General features: G+C 41.6%; 1 protein-coding gene. It reads left to right on the top strand.

The features are described 5' to 3' along the window. Positions 1-1445 (top strand): DUF6443 domain-containing protein (locus tag H277_RS20330; RefSeq protein ID WP_019977081.1); only part of this gene is annotated, 1445 nt, incomplete at both ends.

The following is a 1445-nucleotide window of genomic DNA, read 5'->3' as shown; positions in this document are numbered from 1 at the left end:
AGTGAGTTGTTAGAGGCCACCACAGATACCACAAAATCGAATCTTTCCACCAAAAGCAGAATCGATAAAATTACTTATTTTGACGGATTGGGACGCGAAAAAATGAGTATCGTAAGCCCTAAAGCCGGATTATCCATCGAAACAATGGCTCTTTCCGGTCAATTGTTAAACCCGAGTTTGGCCACAACAGTTACTTACGATGGGTTTGGACGTGTGGATAGGGAATATCTGCCGGGCGTTGTCCCGAATCTTAATTTCACCACTGCCATTAATTATGCCGATTATCCCGAAACTTCCAATGTCTACAGCCAGAAAAAATACGAAGATTCTCCCCTGAACAGGGTCTTGAAACAAGGCGCTCCGGGAGCCGCATGGGAAGTGAACACCAACCGCGCAATAGGCTTTGATTATCAAACCAATCAGGGTGATCATGTGCTGATGTTTGGAATTAATCAAAACCTGACCAATTCCGGCAACAACATTGCCCTGACCGTAACAGAGACTTACCAGAACGGAACCCTGTACAAAACCACCACCACAGACGAAAACGGGCAACCGATCATCGAGTTCAAAGACAAGCAAGCACGCGTTGTTCTGAAACGGATTCGGGCGAATGGAAAAGAATTCAACACTTATTATGTGTACGATATCTACGGCAATCTGGCTTGTGTTTTACCACCAAAATTGATGGAATTAGTTAATAATAGCACTAACGTGTTGAACTATATTTCTTTGTTGAAAGAACTCGCCTACCAATACCGTTACGACGATAAAAACAGACTGATTGAGAAAAAACTTCCCGGGAAAGATTGGGAATATATGGTGTATGACAAACAAGATCGTTTGGTGGCTACTCAGGATGCTTTGTTAAGAACAGAAGGAAAATGGATGTTTACCAAATACGATAAATTCGCACGGGTAGCTGTAACGGGAATTGTGTTTAGCGGAACAAGGGCGGATGTACAAAACTGGGTGACAGCTAGTTTTGGGAACAACAACGTCGAACGAGATGCACAGGGATATGTGTACGATAACCTGCAGATTTTTTATAAACCTACAGCTTTTGGGGAAGGCGGTTATCCGTTAACCGTTAATTATTACGACGATTATCCAACAGCACAACAAGGCGTTTTGCTAACAGGAAATGTATTGGGACAAACCATTGCCACAGGAAACCGGTTAAAAGGCATGCCTACACTTTCTGTTGCACGTAGTTTGGGAACATGGGAAAATAACCAATGGAATTTCGAGCACAATTATACATTATACGACAACAAGTATTTACGAGCGGTTAAAAATCATAAAATTAATTATTTGGGAGGTTCAACCATTGTGGAAAGTGAATTGGATTTTAGAGGAAAAGCCACAAAAGTCGTGACCACGCATAAGCGATTGGGAAATAATTTTCCTGTTAAAACCACAGAAGTTTTCTCTTATGATAAATT

This window comes from Empedobacter brevis NBRC 14943 = ATCC 43319, from assembly GCF_000382425.1.
Lineage (GTDB): Bacteria > Bacteroidota > Bacteroidia > Flavobacteriales > Weeksellaceae > Empedobacter > Empedobacter brevis.
The sequence above is the reverse complement of the archived record's forward strand: the minus strand, read 5'-3'. Positions and strand labels throughout refer to the sequence as shown.